This window comes from Nocardia sp. NPDC004278, from assembly GCF_053602975.1.
This window is the reverse complement of sequence record NZ_JBSGEQ010000017.1, coordinates 82,195-96,796: the sequence shown is the minus strand read 5'-3', so window position 1 is coordinate 96,796 and position 14,602 is coordinate 82,195. Positions and strand designations below refer to the sequence as shown.

Sequence of the window (14,602 nt, the reverse complement as noted above, 5' to 3'; positions counted from 1 at the left end):
GGGACATCGTAGAGAGCTAACTTTCCGCGAATCGCGGAGGGTGCCCTAGTACCTCCGAATCCGTTGCGACACAAGCCCTCAAAAATCCCGGGTCACTGATCGTTCAGCATCGGTCCCATGTTGTCCACTCGAGCAGTTCAGTTGCCCAAGTCACAACCACCCGCGTCTGGTCGCCTGCACACCGGCCTGGAAGCGGGTGCTGGCGCCGAGGCGCTCCAGCAGCCGCGCTGTGCGCCGGACCACAGTTCGGCGGGACATGCCGAGCCTGCGGGCAATGGTGTCATCGGTCGCACCCAAACCCATCAGGGTCAGGATCGCCTTGTCCCGCTCGTCGAGCTCATCGGCTGTCGGATTCACCGAAATCGGCGCGGCCAGCGACCACAGCACGTCGAATGTCTTCACCAGCAGCCGCAGTCCCGGCGATCCGGTGATGCGCAGCCCCATCGGATCCGGCCGCCGCTCGTCGACATGCAGCACCAGGCTGGCCCGCTCATCATCGCTGATGATCAGTTTGAAGGGCGGTTCCGGCAGCGTACGTGCCTGGGCGCCGCTGGCATTGGTGGCCAGCGCATGCCGCAGCCGCTCCGCGTCCTGGTAGATGGTGTCCTGATAGAGCGTCTGATAGCGGATGCCCTCGCCGATCCGGGCGCGCTTGAGCAGGAACAGCTGTCGCTCGCGTTCCGGATCGCTGAGGTAGGGACCGCGTTCGATCACCTTGACGCTGGTGCGGGCCGAGGTCTGCACCTCTTCGAAATCCGCCAGCATCTCCATGCGTTCGAAGACCGGAACGATCGCGCCATTGGTGCGCGGTGAGCGCCGCACCGAACGAAAGGTCTCGCTGAGTCGCGCTGCCGCGGCATGCATCTGGTTGATCTCATGCTGTCTGCGCCGCGCCTCGGCCTCCGATAGCGATTCGGGGGCGTGCGCGTCCCAGATGGCCTCGCCGTCGGTGGACAGCTGGCTGACCGCGGCCTGCAGCCCCGTCAGCACCTCCAGCGATGCGGACGCGGCCTCGCTCGAGATACCCAGATATCCCGCGATCTCGGCCAGACTGGAACGCGGATGATGCACCAGCACGGCGTAGGTGCGCCCATGCGGTGATCCCGGCTCGAAGATATCGCCCAGCTCGGTCATGACTGCACCTCGCCGGCACTCCGCTCGCTCACGGGCCCGAGCCTAACGACCGACCGGTCGCCGCGGGGGCCTTGTGAACGTCGAAATCTCAAGCCGGGCAAGAAAATCAGTGCGCCGAAGGGCCCCATTGGAGCGGGACACCCTTGGCGGCAAGGTACGGCATCGGATCGACCTTACTGCCGTTCTGATCCCAGATCTCCAGATGCAGATGCGGTCCGGTCGAATTGCCGCGGTTGCCGACGGTGGCGATGACATCGCCCGCGTTCACCCGCTGACCCGCCTGCACGAACATCTCGTTCACGTGGCCGTAGACCGCGACGGTGCCGTCGTCCTGCTGCACCCGCACCCAGAGTCCGAAGCCGGAGGCCGGGCCCGCCTCGATCACGGTGCCATTGCTCACCGAGTGGATGGGCGCGCCGAGCTGGTCGGCGAAGTCGAGGCCGTAGTGGAATTCGCCCCAGCGGGAACCGAATCCGGAGCTGATCTCACCGGCGACCGGCCGCACCGCGGCGGCCGGGGCGATCTGCTGCTGTGCGCCCTTGAGAATCTGTTCGACCTGGGCCAGCGGGCCCGCGATCTCCGGCGGCAGACCGCCGATGCCGAACGGGTTGGCGACCGGAGCCGCGACCGGTGCGGCCACCGGAGTGGCGACGGCCTGCGCGACCTCGGCGACCGGAGTCGCGGCCTTGATCTCTTCGACGGGCAATTCCGCCGTGCCCTTGAACGTCATGGGCGCGGCGGCTTCCTCGTCCCCGTCGTGCGCGCCCGGCAGCAGTGGGGCGGCAATGGCCGGAGCGACCTGGGCGGTGGCGCCGATGAGTGCGCCGGCGGCGACCGCGACACCGGCCGCGACCTTCACCCGGTCGGTGGTCGACGGCTCGGCGCGATGCCGCGCCGGCCGACCCGCAACGCCTTCACCGATCAGACTCATGACGGTTATGGAACTGGGGCCTACCCGATGCTGCGACAAAGCTGGTCCTTGCACTCGACCTACAGTGACTCAATGGATCCCGAGTCGGCCCCGACCGTTCTGTAACGATTCGCCGGTTCCGAAATTTGTAACGTTTCGGTGTCCGTTGTGACGGGAACTCTACCCCGTCGTGACCATTCCGCAACCTTTCCTGCCCAAGTCCTGGGTAAGAGCCTGGTCAGACGCCTAGCGGGACATCACGGCGTCGTGACTTCCGGGCGACGCCGGTCACCGGCGACGGCCGATGAGCCAGACTGAGATGCGTGATCCTCGACAACACGAGCGTTCCGATCGTGCTGGCGCCGATGGCGGGCGGACCGTCCACTCCGGAGTTGACCGCGGCGGTTTCCGCGGCGGGCGGGCTGGGACTGCTGGCCGCCGGATATCTGACCGTCGCCGATACCGCGGCAAGACTCGCGGCCACGCGCGAACTCACCACCGCGCCGCTCGGGGTGAATCTCTTCACCCCCGGACCCGCTTCACCGCCCGAGAGTTTCGCCGACTACCTGGCCGAGCTGGGTCGCACGCACGAACTCGGCACGCCGAAGTACGACACCGACGACTGGGACGCGAAGCTGGCACTGCTCGTCGATACCCCGGTCGCGGTGGTCACGTTCACCTTCGGCTGCCCCAGCGCCGCGGAGATCGCCCGCTTGCACGCGGCGGGCTCGGAGGTGTGGGTCACGGTCACCTCGGTCGCCGAGGGCCGGTTCGCGGTCGAGGCGGGCGCCGATGTGCTGATCGCACAGGGCGCCGAGGCGGGCGGGCACCGCGCCACCTTCGTCGATCGCGTCGCCGATGACGCCACCGACCCGCTGGGACTGCTCGCCCTGCTGCAGCTGCTCAACGCCGCCGTGGACCGGCCGATCGTGGCCACCGGCGGCCTGACCACCGGCGCTGGCATCGCGGCAGCACTCGCGGCGGGCGCGGCGGCCGTCCAACTCGGCACCGTCTTCCTGCGCTGTCCGGAGGCGGGCACCAATGCGCTGCACCGCGCCGCGCTGAGCACGGCTGCCCCAACCGTGCTGACCCGCGCCTTCACCGGCCGCCGGGCGCGTGGCCTGCGTAATCGGTTCATCGACGAACACACCGCGACGGCACCGTCCGCCTACCCGGAAATCCATTACGCCACAGCGCCGCTGCGGGCTGCCGCACGGGCGGCGGGCGACCCGGAAGAGGTGAATATGTGGGCGGGCCAGACCCACGAACTGGCACCCGAGTTACCGGCTGGCGATCTGGTCCGGCAGCTGGCCGCGGATGCGAAAACCGCACTGACCAAAGCACTTTCGGGACGAATCCAGTCTTGTTGACAACAGTTTCCGATTAGAATCGAGGGGCATCGCAACAGCCATCCAGGTCAGGAGAGCGCTATGTCCCTCGATGTTCCCACCGCCCTACTCGAACGCGCCGAACGCGGCGAGGTCGACGACGCCGACTTCGTCGAGGTCGTCCGGCTCTCCCTCCCCTACGCCTGGGAGGTCGTCAGCCGGGTGGCCGGTGAGCTGCATTCCGGCACAGTCGAATTCGCCGACAACATCGTCGCTCCGCCCGATGAAGTGGCCCGTGGACAACTGCTGCGAGCCATGGCCTCCGACGCCATCCGCGGCGGCCTGGAACGCCACTTCAACGTGAAACTCGCCTTCCAGAACTGCCACCGGGTAGCGGCCTTCCCGATCTCCGCGGTCGGCGGCGACACCTACTCCACCTTCATCGGGACGCGCGCCCAACTGCTGAACCAGAGCCCCGAACTCCGCAACTGCTGATCAACAGCACAAAACCTCGGCGCGGCACGGACTTCCGGCCGCGCCGACGTGCTGGGCGATAGCGCCGATGCTCCCGCCGTATCGGCGGTATCGCGCGTAATGTGAGCGCGCATGAGCAGCAATGATCTTCGTGACGAGGTCGACAGGCGCCTCGATCCTTGGCTGCCGCAACTCGGTTCGGATCGCGTGGCCTATACCAATCATGTGCTGCGGGTGCTGCAGCTGTGCGATCTGCTCGCCGGTGGCTCGGGGCCCGTGCCGAGCACCCGCGAGGAGTACCTGACGGCCGCGGCCTTTCACGACCTGGGCATCTGGACGGCGGGCACCTTCGACTACCTCGCGCCCTCCGCCGACCTCGCGCTGCAGTGGCTCGACCAGATCGACCGACCCGACCTCGCCCATCTCGTCGTCACCATGATCGACCAGCACCACAAGATTCGGCCCGCAGGTGAGCGCACCGACCCGATCGAAATCTTCCGCCGAGCAGATGCCATCGACGTCGAATTCGGCCTACTCGGACGTTTCGGCGTACCCCGCTCGACCTACCGCGAGTTGGCGAAGCGCCATCCGGACAAGGGCTTCCACCGCCGGTTGGTGCAACTGACGGCGCAGCGGATCCGAACCAACCCCACGTCACCACTGCCCATGCTGAAGTGGTGACGCGGGGTCGTTCCGTCAGGACAGCGTGGTGACCGTCAGCTCGCCGTCGGCGTACTGCGCGCGCAGGCGCTTCTTATCGAATTTGCCGACGCTGGTCTTGGGCACCTCAGCAATGAAGGTCCACCGTTCCGGCAGTTGCCATTTGGCGAATTTGTCGGCGAGGAATTCGCGCAGCTCCTCGGGTTTGGTCTCGGCGCCGTCGGTGAGCACGATGGCGACGAGGGGGCGCTCGTCCCACTTCTCGTCGGGCACACCGATGACCGCGGCCTCGGCGACGGCCGGATGGCCCATGACCGCATTCTCCAGATCCACCGAGGAGATCCATTCGCCGCCGGACTTGATCACATCCTTGGAACGGTCGACCAGGGTGAGATAGCCGTCGGGGCTGATCTTGCCGACGTCGCCGGTGCGCAGCCAGCCATCGTCGAATTTATCGGGGTCGATCTGCGCGCCGTCCGGGGAGTAGTACGAGCCGGTGATCCACGGGCCGCGAACTTCCAACTCACCGAGGGATCGACCGTCATTGGGGACGACACTGCCGTCGTCGCCGATCAGGCGTGCCTGCACGCTGGCGGGGAAGCGGCCCTGGCTGAAGCGGTACTCCCATTCGGCATCGCCGGTCACCCCGGCGGGCGGGTGGGCCACACTGCCGAGCGGGGAGGTCTCGGTCATGCCCCAGGCGTGCAGGATGCGAACGCCGTGCTTTTCCTGGAAGGCGCGCATCATCGACGGCGGCACCGCCGCACCACCGACGACCACCGAACGCAGATGCGAGATGTCCTGCGGCTTGGCCGCGAGTCCGGCGAGTACGCCGCCCCAGATGGTCGGGACCGCGGCGGCAAAGGTGGGCTTTTCCGACGCCATCATCTCCAGCAGCGGGCCGGGCTGCAGGAAGCGGTCCGGCATGAGGACATTCGCGCCGGACATCAGCGCCGCGTAGGGCAAGCCCCAGGCGTTGGCGTGGAACAGCGGGACGATGGCGAGCACATAGTCGCTAGCGGAGAAGCCCATACTGGTCGGCTGGCAGACCTGCATGGCGTGCAGCCAGTTGGAGCGGTGCGAGTACACCACACCCTTGGGGTCACCGGTGGTGCCGGAGGTGTAACACATTGCGGCGGCGGATCGTTCGTCGATCACCGGGTAGTCGTAGGTATCCGGCTGCGCGGCGAGCAGTTCGGTGTAGGAATGCACCTGGACGCCCTCGGGGGCCTGCAGTGCGGCGGCGTCGCCATTGGCCACGATAACGTGGCGGACAGTCTTCAGATTGGGCAGGTACTGGGCGAACATCGGCAGCAGCGAGCCGTCGACGATCACCACCTGGTCCTCGGCGTGGTTGGCGACGAAGACCAGTTGCTCCGGGAAGAGCCGGATATTGAGCGCGTGCAGCACCGCCCCCATCGCGGGCACCGCGATGTAGGCGACCATATGCTCGTTGTTGTTCCACATGAAGGTGCCGACGCGATCGCCGACGCCAATTCCCAAGCCGCGCAACGCATTTGCCAGACGCGCCGATTCGGCGCCCAGCTCGCGGTAGGTCATGGTGCGTACGCCGGTTCCGGTCCAGGTCGATACGGTGGAATCGCCCATGAACGTCGATGCGTAGCGCAGCAACGTCGCCAGCGACAACGGCTCGTCCTGCATGGTGCTCAACATCGGTACTCCTTTTCTTCGGTGGCTACGGCGGCCTGCCGACCATGAGCCACATCACACCCCCGGATGCTACCCAAGGGTAGGTCGGACGGACGGGGCGACCGCGAATCACATGAGCGGGCAGGTGCCCTCAGTTGTCACAGCTCAGCGGCGACCCGGCGCTGCGCCGCAACGCAGCCGAGTCCAGCAGCCGATCCCATCGGCAATGTCGAGCGGTCTGAGCGCGAGCACGGCGCAGCTCGGCGGCGACCTGGCGCGACACGTCACATGGTCTTTCGAGGCGCCCGGATGACTCCGGTTCAGACCGCGACGTGGGCCGGATAGGCGTGCACGAGAGCGGTGTCCAGTTTGGGAATGGCGTGGGTGAGGGTGTGCTCGGCGCCGTGGGCCAGGCGGTGGGCATCAGCCAGGGTGATGGTCGGGGCGATATCCAGTTCGACATCGGCGTGCAGGCGGTGCCCGATCCAGCGCATCCGCAGGCTGCGCACCCCCAGCACGCCGGGTTCGGCGGCCAATGCCTGCTCGGCGGTGTGCACCAGCGTGGGTTCGACACCATCCATCAAGCGGCGGAACACATCTCGTGCCGCCGTCCGCAGCACGGCCAGGATCGCGACGGTGATCAGCAGTCCGACAATGGGGTCGGCCAATGGGAAGCCGAGCGCGACACCGCCCGCGCCGATCAGCACCGCCAGTGAGGTGAATCCGTCGGTCCGCGCGTGCAATCCGTCCGCGACCAGTGCCGCCGAACCGATGCGCCGCCCGACCCTGATCCGATAGAGCGCGACGGTCTCATTGCCGACGAACCCGATCAGCCCCGCCGCCGCAACCCAGCTCACATGCTGGATCGGCACCGGATCGATCAGCCTGCGCACCGCCTCGTATCCGGCGATGATCGCGGACAGCGTGATCATGCCGACCACGAACAACCCGGCCAGATCCTCGGCCCGCCCGAATCCATAGGTGTAGCGCCGAGTCGCGGCCCGGCGACCGAGCGCGAATGCGATCCACAAAGGCACCGCGGTCAGCGCATCGGAAAAGTTGTGAATTGTGTCCGCCGCCAACGCGACCGACCCGGACACCATCACGATCAGCACCTGGAGCAGCGCGGTAACCCCGAGCACCCCCAGACTGATCTTCACCGCACGAATGCCGACCGCACTGGCCTCCAACGCATCATCGACACTGTCCGCGGCATCGTGGCTGTGCGGCACGAAGATCTCGCGCAGAGCTCCCCGCAGACCACCCGGATGGTCGTGGTCGTGATCCGCACCGTGCGCATGATGGTGACCGTGTCCGTGTCGATGCCCGTGGTCGTGCTCCGGTTCGTGCGCGTGATGGTGACCGTGTCCATGTCGATGCCGGTGTCCCACTCCGTGGTCGTGATCCGGCCCGTTGCCCAGCCGATGACCGAACTCGGATTCGTGACCATCCCCTGGTCCGTGGCTGTGATCCGGTCCATGGTCGCGGTCGACCGCACGGCCGTCTCGGGCACCATGGCCGTTCCCAGCATTCGCCACATGGCTGTGCGCCTCGGCATTCTGGACTTCGTCACCGTGTGCGTGCGAAATACCCCGCCACCGTTCGGGATTGCGCTCGTGACTCATTCCGCCACCGCCTGATCACGGGACGGCAGTTCGCGCACCACACCATCGCCGCGGTGATGCGCGGGCACGCCGGGCCCGGCGTGTTCGGCGTTGTACACCGCGTCGACGACCAACTGGCGGACGTGTTCGTTCTCCAGGCTGTAGAAGATCGTGGTACCGGCGCGGCGGGTCCGGACCAAGCGAGCCATCCGCAGCTTCGACAGATGCTGCGATACCGAAGGGCCGGGTTTGCCGATACGACCGGCCAGATCATTGACCGACAGTTCCCGGTCCACCAGCGCCCAGAGCACCTGCACGCGGGTCGAGTCCGACAGCATCCGGAAGACCTCGACAACCAGCCCGACCTGGTCCTCCGCGAGCGGCGGCCGAATTAGCTCGCTATCTGCATTCATACGCAGATAATAGAACGGTGGGCCGCGTAGCGAAACCGTCCCTTCGGACCGGTCCGGCGGCGACACCCCCTGCTCGGCCGCCGACAGACCGGTCCGCCCCATTTCGAACAGCTCATTGTCTTAGTCGGTGCGGCACATTTATGCCAGTCGACCTGCCGACAATGGCGTAAATGAGACGGAAGCATGTCGTATCGCCGGCGACGGGCGGTCAGTACCTGCGGGCCCCCGCATACGGCATCGAGGACAGCGGCGACGTCGTCACACCGACCCCGTAGGTCGAGGCGTGGATGACCTTGCCGTCACCGGCATAGAGGGCCGAATGATCGCCGCCATAGAAGGACACCACGTCACCGAGTTCCAATTCGTCCCGGGAAACCGGAGTACCGGCGGACAGCTGCTCATAGCTCGTGCGCGGCACCTTCACCCCGGCCTGTCCGTAAGACCACTGGACCAGTCCGGAACAGTCGAATGCATCCGGACCCGTCGCGCCCATGCTGTACTCGGTGCCGACTTTGGTCCGCGCGGCGTCGACCGCGATCGCGCCGTGCGTGCGCGGCGGCGCCACCGCGGGCGCGGGCGCCGGAGCAGGCGGCTTGATGCCGAGTACACCGGTGAGTAATGCGAGTTCATTGCGGATCACATCGACGGGCAGTGGAATCCCTGTCCCCGGAACAGTCGCGGGTATCGACAGCTCCACACCCGGAATTCCGAGGGGCACCGGACGGTCCGTGCCCTGAGCCGCCGAGGGCGTCGAACGTTCCGCCCCGGGAGGCGTCAGCGGTGCCGAAGTCGCGGTCCCCGGAATCACTATGGGCGCTGCGGCCTCGATCCCCGGAACTGTCGGCGCACGTTCGGCACCGGGCACCGTGAGCGGAGCCGGACGCCCGAAGCTGAACACCGCGAGTGGCGCTGAAAAGTCCGCACCCGTAACCGCGAGCGGTATCGAAAGTTCCGTCGGCGGAACCGCGACCGGCGCGAGGTCCGCGGGAGCGGCGGAATCGCCGATCGCAGGAATCACCGGGAGCGCCGAACGCGCGGCCGCCAGAGCTTCCGATGGGAGCGAGACCGCCGCAACGGGAACCGTCAGTTCCGTGCCGGGGATGACCAGAGGCGAGGACAGTTCCGCAGCCGGAACCGCGAGCGGAGCCGAAAGTTCCTGACCGGCGGCCGCGACAGGAGCGATCTCCACCGGAGCAGCGGAATTACCAACCGCAGCAACCAAAGGCAGCGCCGAACGCGCAATCCCCGGAACACGCAGCGGCGCAGCGAGTCCCACACCGGGACGCACCAGCGGTGCCAAAAGCTCCTTACCAGAAGCGATGGTCGGCGCGGCCTCCACCGGGGCGACGGAATCACCGATCGCAGCAACCACGGGAAGCGCCGAACGCAAGGCCGACGGAGTCACCGACTGGACCATGAGGTCTGCGCCCGGAACCGCCAGGGGCGCGGAGATATCCGCGCTCGGAACCGAGAGCGGAGCCGAGAGCTCCCTACCCGAAACCACAACTGGCGCGAGTTCCGAGACAGCGACGGGATCACCGCTGGCAGGAATCACCGGGAGCGCCGAACGCACGGCTGCCAGCGACTCCGACCGGGCTGGGAGGTCCGCATTCCGAACTACCAGGGGTACAGCGTGTTCCGCGCCGCGAATGGCGAGGCGTGCAGGCAGTTCCGCACTCGGAACCGCGAGCGGAGCCGAAAGTTCCTTCCCCAGAACTTCAGCAGAGGCGAATTCGGGAAGTACAGCGGATTCCGCAACCGCGGGAATTGCATCGGGCGATGCATGCCCCTCCGTCGGAAAATCGACGCCGGGAATCGCGGTTGGAATCGAAAAGTCGTCCGGGACTTCGTATGTCCCGATACCTGGAATCGTCAGTGGCTGTGCCGCGGCCTGTCCTCCCAGCAGTGTCGCGGCAATGGCCGCGCCTGCGATGACCCCTGCGCCGACGACCCATGGGAGTGCGCGCCGCAGGAAGCGGGAATATCGACCCTCCGAAGATGATGCCATGATCCGGTCCTCCGATCCTCGTATCGAAGGCCCTGGCTGGCCGTGCAACGCCGCACTGCATCGGCGTGTAGGACTTCACCAAGACCTCGAATTGATTCGAAAACCATCACGGTGATCTGTAGTCCAGTGGATCCGAACGTCTATATTTCGACAGTTCTAGCGAATTGCAAGGCGCAACACACGATATCGAGATAACAAAATCATAACTAATCGAAAATGCCCCGTCGCGCAACTGCTTTCGCGACGGGGCATTTTCGGCAATCGGTTACTCACGCGGTGATCTGTTCCTCGATCTGTCTGGCGAGAGTTCGTAGTTTCGCGGCGAATTCACGCGCCGCCACCGGATCATTGTTCGAGCCCTTGACAACTCGTCGCGTCAGCGCGGCGAATCGCGATTCCACGGCCGCGAACAGATCGACGGCCCGCTGGTTCGACCGGTCCCGCAGCTCCCCGCGCAACCATGCCTGCAGCAGCGCGACCACCTCGGCCTTATCGAACTGCTCCGGCAGCAATGCGACGGCCTCCCGGAGCTTGCCCGCGGTGACCTTCACATCATCGGTGCCCGCGATCGTCGTATACACCGTGACCGCGGCATCCTCACCGTGCTGGACCGCGACCGGCAGCAACTCGCGGACCTGTCCCTCATTGATAGCCGGTGCGACCGGATGCAGTTTCGCGGCGAGCGGCCAAGCCCGAATCAGCTTGTGCGCATAGGACCGTTGCATATCCCAGCGCTGCTCGACGTACTCGTCGAAGGTCGCGTGCCGATCGCGGTACAGGCGACCGTCCCGCACGATCTGGAGCGCCCGTCCGGCGGTCCAGAAGGCAACGCGCAGACCATCGATGGACGATTCGCAGGCCGTCAACTGCGCCTGCTCATGAGCGTCGAGCGGACCCGCCAGCTCGGCCCCGCTCGGCACGGGCAGCGGCATCGTCAGCACATCGGCGAGCGGTGCGGTCACGTCGGCGAGCGGGACCGTCGCAGCCGGAATCGGCGCGGTTGCGTTCGCGACCCGTGCGGTCACGTCGGCGAGCGGGACCGTCGCAGCCGGAATCGGTGCGGTTGCGTTCGCGACCGGTGCGGTTGCGTTCGCGGGCGGGGCGATCACATCCAGGGATGCGGCACTCAGCGCACCCGTGCGCCACTCGGCGTCGCGCAGCGGCGAAACCGGCGGCGTGTGTTCGGCGCTGTCCGCCAACGGATTCGCGCCACCGATCGAGCCCTTACCGACGGATCCGATGGAACCCTTTCTACGCTGCGGAGGCATCAGGCAGGCACCTCCACCGCGACCCCATACGGACTGACCAACTCGTCTCCTACCTGGAGATACTCCCCCAGGTCCACGATCGGATTCTCGGCACCCTGGCCGACCTCGCCGTCGGCCGCCTCCCGATACCATTTCCACGCGCTCAAATAGGACTCGAATACGTCGTAGCCCGCATCCTCCAGATTTCCGCGCTGCGTGCGATATTCGGTCGAGACGTTCACGCCGTTCTTCATCGTCACCGGCACCTTGGTCATCAGCACGCGCACCCTGATCTCGCGACCGCTATCCATCGCGGCCTCCTCCGCGGCCTTGTACGTACTCGGTACCCGCTTCACTTCCGAGGGACTCACGCTGGTCAACAGAATCAGCTCATCGCTCTGCGGAATGGCGGCCTTGAATATCTCGGCCGACTCACCTCCGGCATCGACGATGATCACGTCGTACGTCCCGGAATTGTCGGCAATACAGTCGTTGACGTGCCGGGACGGGAAGGCGATCAACTCGAATGGCACCTCGATACCGCCCCGGACCAGCCGCCGATACCAGGAATATCCGGTCTGACTGAGCGGGTCGGCATCGATCACCAGCACGCGCAATTCATGGATCTGCGCGAAATATGCGGCCAAGAAAAACGCTGATGTGGTCTTTCCGACGCCGCCTTTGAGATTCCCCAGCGTTATGACCAGGGGTTCGGGTAGCTCCAGTGACGCAACAGAATTCTTCATGGACAGTCCTCCGAGGGTGAGGAGTGCAACCGTAGCGACTGCTTGCAGGTCGCTCGAAATTGTCAGCTGTGCGGGGCCAGTTTCGCACAGCGGAGAGCAATTACCGCTGATTGCGGACGCGCCATTTATCGGCGTCGAGTCCGATGCGATGCCGTGTCCAATTGGACACAGGCGACCACCCTGTCGCGACCCGGCATCGACCGGGTAGAACAGGCGACATGCCTGTTGACCGGATGCTGCCGACCCCAGAGGCCCGCGACCTGATCGAGCTCACGCGCGATATCGCCGACAAGGTGCTCGAGCCGCGTGTAGTCGGGTCCGAGAGGACCGGGACCTTCCCCGACGGCGTCTTTCCCGCCCTCGGCGCGGCCGGGCTGCTGAGTCTGCCGTATCCGGAGGAATTCGGCGGCGGTGATCAGCCCTACGAGGTGTACCTGCAGGTGCTCGAGGAGTTGGCGAGCCGCTGGGCCGCGGTCGCCGTCGCGGTCAGCGTGCACAGCCTGTCCTGCCATCCGCTGTTCACCTTCGGCACCGATGCGCAGAAGCGGCGCTGGCTCGCGACCATGCTCTCCGGCGAAACCATCGGCGCTTACAGCCTTTCCGAGCCGCACGCCGGATCCGATGCGGCCGCGCTGCGCTGCCGGGCCGCCGCGGTCGAGGGCGGGTATCGGATCAATGGATCGAAGGCATGGATCACCAACGGCGGCCGCGCCGACTTCTACACGCTCTTCGCCAGGACCGGCGAGGGCTCGCGCGGAATCTCGTGCTTCCTGGTGCCCGCCGACACCGAAGGCCTGAGTTTCGGCAAGCCGGAAGCGAAAATGGGCCTGCGCGGCATCCCGACCACCACCGCCGCCTATGACGACGCCTTTTTACCCACTGAAAACCTGATAGGCGTTGAGGGACAAGGACTTTCGATCGCCTTCAGTGCCTTGGACTCGGGCCGGCTCGGCATCGCCGCGGTCGCGACGGGTCTCGCCCAGCGCGCCCTCGACGATGCCGTCGCCTATGCCAAGGAACGAGAGGCCTTCGGTCGCCACATCATCGATCACCAGGGCCTCGGTTTCGTGCTCGCCGATATGGCCGCGGCGGTGGATTCGGCGCGCGCGACCTACCTCGACGCCGCCCGCCGCCGCGATGCCGGGCTGCCCTATTCGCGCCAGGCCAGTGTCGCCAAGCTGATAGCCACCGATGCCGCGATGAAGGTCACCACCGACGCGGTACAGGTGTTCGGCGGTTACGGTTACACCCAGGACTTCCCGGTGGAGCGCTATATGCGCGAGGCGAAGGTCATGCAGATCTTCGAGGGCACCAATCAGATCCAACGCCTGGTCATCGCACGCCAGCTCGCCGGACAATAGAGACGGCGGCTCTTCCCGCCGCCGAGCTCAGCCGAGTCTCAGCAAGTCCCCAGTAAACTGGGGGCGACCTGAAACTGAGGATGAAAGGGGCGCGAGCGGTGTTGTGGCTACTGATCGGCGTTGTCATTCTGCTCGCGGCGGCCTATGTCGTCTTCCTGACGCAGCAGACCAAACAGCGCGCGGTGCGGGAATTCGACGACGCGGCCGCCGACGCCAGGCAGATGATCGAACGACTCGCGGGCCAGGTGTACAACCTCAACGGCACCAGCGAGGCGGCAAAGCAGGCACTCGCGGACGCCTCGGAACGGCATATCGCGGCCGGATCGCAGATCGAGCAGGCGCGCACGCCCGCCCAGGCGCGGCTGGCCAAGCAGACCGCGGCCGAGGGCATGTACTACATCCGGGCGGCGCGCATCGCGATGGGCATGGATCCCGGTCCGGTGATTCCAGCACTGGACGGCCAGGACACCGCAGGTCGGGTCACCGAGAACCGGGTCGTCGAATACGACGGCCGCCAGGTCGCCGCCTCACCCAACCCCTCGGCGGAGACACCGAATTACTATCCGGGCGGCCGGGTCGCGGGGCGGCCGGTGCCCGCGGGCTGGTACTCCGAACCATGGTGGCGGCCCGCATTGATCGCCGGCGCATGGGGTTTGGGTTCGGCGCTGCTGTTCTCGTCGCTGTTCTCCGGAATGTCCGGGGTGGGGTATGACGTGCAGGGCTTCGAAAGTGGTTATGGCGAGGGATATCAAGACGGGCTCGATGCGGCCAGCGGGGATCAGGGGTACGACTCGGGTGATCAGGGCGGATACTCCGGCGATCAAGGTGGATACTCCGGCGATCAAGGTGGGTACTCCGGCGATCAAGGTGGATACGACTCGGGTGGCGGCGGGTTCGATGGGGGTGGATTCGATGGCGGCGGGTTCGACGGGGGCGGGTTCGACGGCGGGTTCTGACCACCCGGCTGAGCACAGGCCGGTCTTACCGGAATAGCCCTCCCGCGGACGCAACTCTCGTCCGCTGCTTTGTTGTCTGAGACAGAGCGTTTAGTTTTCCTTGATCTACTA

The 14,602-nt window shown here is 66.3% G+C and carries 14 protein-coding genes; 6 read left to right on the top strand and 8 right to left on the bottom strand.

All coding sequences use genetic code 11. From position 1 onward, the window contains the following. Positions 1-150: 150 nt before the first annotated feature. The gene (locus ACWEO2_RS25175; protein WP_452407546.1) at positions 151-1,134 is read right to left on the bottom strand and encodes a DNA-binding response regulator; all 984 of its coding nucleotides are present in this window, start codon (positions 1,132-1,134) and stop codon (positions 151-153) included. A gap of 106 nt (positions 1,135-1,240) precedes the next feature. After that, positions 1,241-2,065, bottom strand: coding sequence for a M23 family metallopeptidase (locus ACWEO2_RS25170; protein WP_452407545.1), 825 nt, complete (start codon positions 2,063-2,065; stop codon positions 1,241-1,243). Between the two features lie 302 nt (positions 2,066-2,367). On the opposite strand from ACWEO2_RS25170, the gene ACWEO2_RS25165 reads away from it, so the two are divergent. The 3 genes from ACWEO2_RS25165 (at position 2,368) to ACWEO2_RS25155 (ending at position 4,527) form a co-directional block, all read left to right on the top strand. Then, on the top strand, positions 2,368-3,414 hold the full coding sequence (locus tag ACWEO2_RS25165) for an NAD(P)H-dependent flavin oxidoreductase (protein ID WP_452407544.1): 1,047 nt from the start codon (positions 2,368-2,370) through the stop codon (positions 3,412-3,414). 60 nt (positions 3,415-3,474) lie between these two features. Further along, the gene (locus ACWEO2_RS25160) at positions 3,475-3,867 is read left to right on the top strand and encodes an SCO5389 family protein (RefSeq protein WP_452407543.1); all 393 of its coding nucleotides are present in this window, start codon (positions 3,475-3,477) and stop codon (positions 3,865-3,867) included. Between the two features lie 111 nt (positions 3,868-3,978). After that, a complete protein-coding gene (locus ACWEO2_RS25155) occupies positions 3,979-4,527 on the top strand; it encodes an HD domain-containing protein (protein WP_452407542.1) in 549 nt (182 codons plus the stop codon). Positions 4,528-4,542: 15 nt separating this feature from the next. Here the strand turns inward: ACWEO2_RS25155 and ACWEO2_RS25150 are convergent, their stop codons facing one another. Further along, the gene (locus ACWEO2_RS25150; RefSeq protein WP_452407541.1) at positions 4,543-6,180 is read right to left on the bottom strand and encodes a long-chain fatty acid--CoA ligase; all 1,638 of its coding nucleotides are present in this window, start codon (positions 6,178-6,180) and stop codon (positions 4,543-4,545) included. 296 nt (positions 6,181-6,476) lie between these two features. Continuing rightward, positions 6,477-7,547: a cation diffusion facilitator family transporter gene (locus ACWEO2_RS25145; protein WP_452407585.1), complete on the bottom strand. Its 1,071-nt coding sequence runs from the start codon at positions 7,545-7,547 to the stop codon at positions 6,477-6,479. On the opposite strand from ACWEO2_RS25145, the gene ACWEO2_RS25140 reads away from it, so the two are divergent. Beyond that, on the top strand, positions 7,437-7,796 hold the full coding sequence (locus tag ACWEO2_RS25140; protein ID WP_452407589.1) for a hypothetical protein: 360 nt from the start codon (positions 7,437-7,439) through the stop codon (positions 7,794-7,796). The genes ACWEO2_RS25145 and ACWEO2_RS25140 overlap by 111 nt on opposite strands. Here the strand turns inward: ACWEO2_RS25140 and ACWEO2_RS25135 are convergent. From ACWEO2_RS25135 to ACWEO2_RS25120, 4 genes are all read right to left on the bottom strand, one after another. Beyond that, positions 7,778-8,173 (bottom strand): ArsR/SmtB family transcription factor, encoded by a 396-nt coding sequence (locus ACWEO2_RS25135; RefSeq protein ID WP_452407540.1) that lies wholly within the window; start codon positions 8,171-8,173, stop codon positions 7,778-7,780. The genes ACWEO2_RS25140 and ACWEO2_RS25135 overlap by 19 nt on opposite strands. Before the next feature lie 208 nt (positions 8,174-8,381). Further along, on the bottom strand, positions 8,382-10,181 hold the full coding sequence (locus ACWEO2_RS25130; protein ID WP_452407539.1) for an NlpC/P60 family protein: 1,800 nt from the start codon (positions 10,179-10,181) through the stop codon (positions 8,382-8,384). Positions 10,182-10,450: 269 nt separating this feature from the next. Next, positions 10,451-11,449 carry a hypothetical protein gene (locus tag ACWEO2_RS25125; RefSeq protein ID WP_452407538.1) on the bottom strand — a complete coding sequence of 333 codons (999 nt, stop codon included), beginning with the start codon at positions 11,447-11,449 and terminating at the stop codon, positions 10,451-10,453. After that, positions 11,449-12,174 (bottom strand): ParA family protein, encoded by a 726-nt coding sequence (locus ACWEO2_RS25120; protein WP_452407537.1) that lies wholly within the window; start codon positions 12,172-12,174, stop codon positions 11,449-11,451. Before ACWEO2_RS25120 ends, ACWEO2_RS25125 begins: the two co-directional genes overlap by 1 nt. Positions 12,175-12,392: 218 nt before the next feature. Here ACWEO2_RS25120 and ACWEO2_RS25115 point away from each other — a divergent pair, with 218 nt between their 5' ends. Both ACWEO2_RS25115 and ACWEO2_RS25110 read left to right on the top strand, forming a co-directional pair. Continuing rightward, the gene (locus tag ACWEO2_RS25115) at positions 12,393-13,535 is read left to right on the top strand and encodes an acyl-CoA dehydrogenase family protein (protein WP_452407536.1); all 1,143 of its coding nucleotides are present in this window, start codon (positions 12,393-12,395) and stop codon (positions 13,533-13,535) included. Between the two features lie 101 nt (positions 13,536-13,636). Continuing rightward, positions 13,637-14,491, top strand: a complete 855-nt coding sequence (locus ACWEO2_RS25110) for a DUF1542 domain-containing protein (protein WP_452407584.1) — start codon at positions 13,637-13,639, stop codon at positions 14,489-14,491. Positions 14,492-14,602 lie beyond the last annotated feature (111 nt).

What these genes read in the sequence shown, in the direction of transcription:
- ACWEO2_RS25175 (WP_452407546.1), bottom strand. Translation starts at nt 1,134, where the DNA reads ATGACCGAGCTGGGCGATATCTTCGAGCCGGGATCACCGCATGGGCGC.
- ACWEO2_RS25170 (WP_452407545.1), bottom strand. Translation starts at nt 2,065, where the DNA reads ATGAGTCTGATCGGTGAAGGCGTTGCGGGTCGGCCGGCGCGGCATCGC.
- ACWEO2_RS25160 (WP_452407543.1), top strand. Translation starts at nt 3,475, where the DNA reads ATGTCCCTCGATGTTCCCACCGCCCTACTCGAACGCGCCGAACGCGGC.
- ACWEO2_RS25155 (WP_452407542.1), top strand. Translation starts at nt 3,979, where the DNA reads ATGAGCAGCAATGATCTTCGTGACGAGGTCGACAGGCGCCTCGATCCT.
- ACWEO2_RS25150 (WP_452407541.1), bottom strand. Translation starts at nt 6,180, where the DNA reads ATGTTGAGCACCATGCAGGACGAGCCGTTGTCGCTGGCGACGTTGCTG.
- ACWEO2_RS25135 (WP_452407540.1), bottom strand. Translation starts at nt 8,173, where the DNA reads ATGAATGCAGATAGCGAGCTAATTCGGCCGCCGCTCGCGGAGGACCAG.
- ACWEO2_RS25130 (WP_452407539.1), bottom strand. Translation starts at nt 10,181, where the DNA reads ATGGCATCATCTTCGGAGGGTCGATATTCCCGCTTCCTGCGGCGCGCA.
- ACWEO2_RS25125 (WP_452407538.1), bottom strand. Translation starts at nt 11,449, where the DNA reads ATGCCTCCGCAGCGTAGAAAGGGTTCCATCGGATCCGTCGGTAAGGGC.
- ACWEO2_RS25120 (WP_452407537.1), bottom strand. Translation starts at nt 12,174, where the DNA reads ATGAAGAATTCTGTTGCGTCACTGGAGCTACCCGAACCCCTGGTCATA.
- ACWEO2_RS25115 (WP_452407536.1), top strand. Translation starts at nt 12,393, where the DNA reads ATGCCTGTTGACCGGATGCTGCCGACCCCAGAGGCCCGCGACCTGATC.